Consider the following 5,212-nt stretch of genomic DNA (forward strand, 5'->3'; position numbering starts at 1 on the left):
CTCACCGGAGGTCGCCCGCTCGAGGTTCATCAGCACCTTGGCCAGCGTCGACTTCCCGCAGCCGGACTCACCGACGATGCCCAGGGTCTCGCCCTTGCGCAGCTCGAAGGAGATGCCATCGACGGCCTTGACCGCACCGATCTGCTTCTTGAACAGAATGCCCTGCGTCAACGGGAAGTGCTTGACCAACTCCCGGACTTCAAGGATCGGCTCAGCCACGGAGAGTCTCCCTCCAGAAGAAGCAGGCACTGCCCCGCCCGGCCACCGCACTCCCGTCCTCCTCCGTGACGGAGAAGAGCCTCGGCACCTCCTGACGGCAGATCTGCTGCGCCATCGGGCAGCGCGGGTTGAACGCACACCCCGCTGGAATCCGCAGCAGGTTGGGCGGCAGGCCCTTGATCGCGTACAGCTCCTGGCCCTTCTGGTCCAGACGCGGGATCGAGTCCAGCAGACCTCGGGTGTACGGGTGCGCCGGGCGCGCGTACAGCTCGTGTACGGGGGCGGTCTCCACGATCCGCCCCGCGTACATCACCGCGATCTTGTCGGCCACGTCCGCGACCACCCCCAGATCATGGGTGATCAGGATCAGACCCATCCGGTACTCGGCCTGCAGCTCCGCCAGCAACTCCATCACCTGCGCCTGCACCGTCACATCGAGCGCCGTGGTCGGCTCATCCGCGATGATCAGGTCCGGCTCCAGGGCCAGCGCCATCGCGATCATGATGCGCTGACGCATACCGCCCGAGAACTGGTGCGGATAGTCGTTCACCCGCTCCTTCGCCGCCGGGATCCGCACCCGCTCCATCAGCTCGACGGCCCTGGCCCTGGCCTCCTTGCGGGAGGCACCCCGGTGCACCCGGAACATCTCGCCGAGCTGCCAGCCCACCGAGTGCACGGGATTGAGCGCGGAGAGCGCGTCCTGGAAGATCATCGCCAGCTGCGAGCCGCGGATCTTCCGGCGCTCGTCCGACCCCATCTTCAGCAGGTCCCGGCCCTTGAAGAGGATCTCACCCCCGGTCACGAAGCCGGGTGGGCTGTCCAGGATGCCCATGACGGCCTGCGCGGTCACCGACTTGCCCGAACCCGACTCGCCCAACACCGCCAGCGTCTCACCCGCCCGGACGCTGAAACCGACGCCGTTGACCGCCCTGGCCACGCCGTCCCTGGTGCGGAACTCCACGTGCAGGTCGCGCACTCGGAGCAGCGGGGCGTCCACGGGGCCGGACTCGGCCGCCCGGGGATCGGTCTGCCGGCTGCTCACACTGGTAGCCATCGTCGGCCCTCCTCAGCGCAGCTTGGGGTCGAGGGCGTCGCGGACCGCGTCGCCGAGCATGATGAACGCCAGCACGGTGATGCTGAGCGCCCCCGCGGGGTAGAGCAGCATGTGCGGCGCGTTCCGGAAGGAGTCCGAGGCCGAGGAGATGTCGATGCCCCAGGAGACCGTGGGCGGCTTGAGCCCCACGCCGAGGAAGCTCAGGGTGGCCTCCAGCGCGATGTAGGTGCCGAGCGCGATGGTGGCCACCACGATGATCGGGGCGACGGCGTTGGGCAGGATGTGCCGCAGCAGCGTCCGGACGCCGCCGGCCCCGAGCGCGCGGGCGGCGGTGACGTAGTCCTGCTGCTTGACGGTGATCACCGAGCCCCGGGAGATGCGGGCGATCTGCGGCCAGCCGAGCACCACGATGAAGGCCACCACGATCCAGATCGACTGGCTGGGCACCACGGACAGGAAGACCAGCCCGCCGAGCAGGATCGGGATGCCGAAGAAGACGTCGGCGAGCCGGGACACCACCGAGTCGAACCAGCCTCCGGCGTAGCCGGCCACACCGCCCAGCAGGGTGCCGACCAGTGCCGCACCGGCCGTGGCACAGACGCCGACGGTGATCGAGGCACGGGCGCCGTACACCGTCCTGGCGTAGACGTCGCAGCCCTGGTTGTCGAAGCCGAAGGGGTGGCCGGCGGTGGCGCTCTGCTGGGATCTGGACAGGTCGCATCTGAGCGGATCGGTGGAGGTGAGCAGGCCGGGCCAGAGCGCCGTCACGATCAGGAAGAGGATCAGCAGCCCGGAGACGATGAAGACCGGGTTGCGCCGCAGGTCGTACCAGGCGTCCTGCCACAGGCTGCGGGCCGCCATCCGGTCGTCGGCGCCGGGGGTGCCGGGCCCGTCCTGCTGCCGCTCGTTCTTCAGGACCGACTGGGCCTCCATGGTGCCGAGGTCGAAGGTCCGGTTCTCGACCGCGCTCTGGAGCTCCAACTCCTCGGTGCCGGCCTCGGCCAACGGGTCCGCCTCGTGGTACTTCTCCTGGTCAGGCATACCGGATCCTCGGGTCCAGGACCGCGTACAGCAGGTCGACGAGCAGGTTGGCCGCCAGGTAGATGATCACCAGGATGGTCACGAAACCCACCACGGTGCTGGTGCTCTGGCGGACGATGCCCTGGTACAGGTAGTAGCCCACACCGTGGATGTTGAAGATCCGCTCGGTGACCAGCGCGCCTCCCATCAGCGCGCCCAGGTCGGTGCCGAGGAAGGTGACCACCGGGATCAGCGAGTTGCGCAGCAGGTGGTTCACCACCACCCGGCCGCGCGGAAGCCCTTTGGCGACGGCGGTGCGCACGTAGTCGGCCCGGGCGTTCTCGGCGACGGTGGTCCTGGTGAGCCGGGCGACGTACGCCAGCGAAACCGAGGCCAGCACGATGCCCGGCAGGATCAGCCGGTCCAGGGTCAGCTGGTCGCCGACGGTCGCCGGCACCACGCCCCACTTCACCCCGACCAGGTACTGCAGCACGTAGCCGGTGACGAAGGTCGGGACGGAGATCACCACCAGGGTCAGCACCAGCACGCCGCTGTCGGCCAGTGCGCCCCGGCGCAGACCGCTCAGCAGTCCCAGCGCGATCCCGAGGACCACCTCGATGACGAAGGCCACCGCGGTCAGCCTGAGCGTGGTGGGGAAGGCGGTGGCCAGCAGCGAGGTGACGCTCTGGCCGCTGAAGGTGGTGCCGAAGTCCCAGCGGAACAGCCGGCCCATGTACTTCACGTACTGCAGCCAGAGCGGATCGTCCAGGTTGTACTGCGCGCGGATCTGCGCCGCGACGGCCGGGTCCGGCGCCCGGTCGCCGAAGAGCGCGTTCACCGGGTCGCCCAGGGCGTGCACCATGACGAAGATCAGGAAGGTGGTCCCGATGAAGACCGGGACCATCTGGAGCAGGCGTCTGACCACATAGCGACCCATGCGAACCTCCAGTCGGCCGTCGATCAGGCGGCGGCCGGGTCCACCGCGCTGGCGAACCGGCCTCGATGGTCGGCTACTTGACGGTGAGCTCGGTGTAGACCGGGACGCTGAAGGGGTTCAGCATCACGCCGGAGGTGCGGGACGACCAGCCGACCGTGCCGTTCTGGTACCAGAGCGGGATCGCCGGCAGGTCGGTGGCCAGCATCCGCTCCGCGTCCTGGTAGGTGGTGACCGACTTCGCCTGGTCCGCCTCGCCGTTGGCCTGGTTCACCAGGGCGTCGAAGGCCCGGTTGGCGTAGCCGGAGTCGTTGGAGGAGGCCCCGGTCACGTACACCGGCTGCAGGAAGTTCTGGATCAGCGGGTAGTCCATCTGCCAGCCGGTCCGGAAGGCGCTGGTCATCTGCTTGCCGTGCACCTGGTTGCGGAAGTCCGCGAATGTGCCGACCGGGCGGCCGACGCACGCCCTGGTGTCCCCCAGCACGTTGTTGACGCTGTTGCAGACCGCGTCGACCCACTCCTTGTGCGGACCGTCGGCGTTGTAGCTGATGGTCAGCTGACCGCCGGGGATGCCGCCGCCCTGCTGGATCAACTGCCTCGCCCGGTCCGGGTTGTGCTTGCACGCGTCGCCGCAGAGCCCGTCCAGGTAGCCGCCGGAGGCACCGAGGACGGGCGAGGTGAAGTCACCGGCGGGAGTACGGGTGTTGTTGAAGACGACCCTGCTGATGGTGTCGCGGTCGATCGCCATCGAGATGCCCTGGCGGACGAGTCTGGCGTTCTCGGTGCTCCAGCCCGGCCGGTAGAGCGGGAAGGAGATGGTCTGGATGATGCCGGCGGGCCGGCTCAGGAACCGCCCGTATAGGTCGGACTGGACGCTCTTCAGCGCGCTGTTCGGCAGGCCGTTGTCGATGTCCAGGTTCCCGGCCTGCAGGTCGGCGTAGGCGGCGTTGGTGTCGGTGTAGACCTTGAGGTCGACCCCGGCGTTCTTGGGCTTGTTGTCGCCCGCGTAGTCGGGGTTGGGCCGCAGCTGCATCCGCTGGCTCTTGGTCCACGAGGCGATCGTGTAGGGCCCGTTGCCCACGGGCTTGGCCAGATAGCCCGCGTGGTCGGAGAAGAAGCTCCTCGGGAGCGGGTAGTACGCGGCGTGGCCGAGGGTCTGCGGCCATGCGGAGAACTTCTGGCTGAGCGCGACGGTGAAGGTGTTGTCGTCCACCGCCTTCAGGCCGGACATGGTCCTGGCCGTGGGGCTTCCCGAAGCGGGGGCCACGTCGGCGTAGCCCTGGATGTACTGGAAGAAGCTGGAGTTCACCTGCCGGTTGGTGGAGAGCGCGCCGTAGTTCCAGGCGTCCACGAAGGACGAGGAGGTGACGGGTGTGCCGTCGCTGAACCGCCAGCCCGGCTTGATCTTGACGGTCCAGTTCTGCTGGTCGCCGGAGGTGATCGACGCGGCCATCGCATTGCCGGCCCTGCTGGTCTTCGGGTCGTACGCGATCAGGCCGGTGAAGATCATGTCGAGTACCGCGCCGCCGTTGACCTCGTTGGTGTTGGCCGGTTCCAGCGGGTTCTGCGGATCGCCCCACCATGCCGTGACGATCCCGCTGGAGCCGCCGCCACCACCGCCGCCGGCCGCACCGCCACACCCGGTGGCCGCCAGAGCCAGCGTCGTCGCAGCGGTCACGGCCCAGCGCACTCGGGAGACCGTAGGCATGGGTGTCCTCCTCGGGGTCTGTGAAACGATCACAACCCATGAGGGGCGAGGGGCCCCGGCGACGCGACCGACATGCCCCCGGATGGGCCACCCGAACGCCACCGGGCCCGGCCCGCACCGACGTGCGAACCGGACCCGGTGGTTGGCGGATCGTCAGGCAGCGCTCTGCTCGACCTCGCGCTCCGCGGCGAAGTGGCACGCGGACTCGTGCGCGGCCGGCCCCTCCAGCGAGGGCACCGCGAGCAGCGGCACCTCCACCGCGCACCTCTCCTCGGCC

Annotated in this window: 5 protein-coding genes; all 5 read right to left on the reverse strand. The window is 69.0% G+C overall.

Annotated features, from left to right (window positions below):
* Positions 1 to 270, reverse strand: a 270-nt coding sequence (locus tag ABD369_RS39920; protein WP_425557888.1) for an ATP-binding cassette domain-containing protein, incomplete at its 3' end; no start/stop codon positions are given.
* Entirely contained in the window at positions 212 to 1,273 is a 1,062-nt protein-coding gene (locus tag ABD369_RS39925; protein ID WP_344641553.1) for an ABC transporter ATP-binding protein, read from the reverse strand. The genes ABD369_RS39925 and ABD369_RS39920, both read right to left, overlap by 59 nt.
* Positions 1,274 to 1,285: 12 nt before the next feature.
* Complete coding sequence (locus ABD369_RS39930; protein WP_425557889.1) at positions 1,286 to 2,206, reverse strand: ABC transporter permease; 921 nt, start codon at positions 2,204 to 2,206, stop codon at positions 1,286 to 1,288.
* A 100-nt stretch (positions 2,207 to 2,306) separates the two neighbouring features.
* Positions 2,307 to 3,230 carry an ABC transporter permease gene (locus ABD369_RS39935; protein ID WP_344641555.1) on the reverse strand — a complete coding sequence of 308 codons (924 nt, stop codon included), beginning with the start codon at positions 3,228 to 3,230 and terminating at the stop codon, positions 2,307 to 2,309.
* A 73-nt stretch (positions 3,231 to 3,303) separates the two neighbouring features.
* Positions 3,304 to 4,935, reverse strand: coding sequence for a peptide ABC transporter substrate-binding protein (locus ABD369_RS39940; RefSeq protein WP_344641556.1), 1,632 nt, complete (start codon positions 4,933 to 4,935; stop codon positions 3,304 to 3,306).
* Positions 4,936 to 5,212: the final 277 nt, after the last annotated feature.

The organism is Kitasatospora cystarginea, from assembly GCF_039533515.1.
GTDB classification, from domain to species: Bacteria; Actinomycetota; Actinomycetes; order Streptomycetales; family Streptomycetaceae; genus Kitasatospora; species Kitasatospora cystarginea.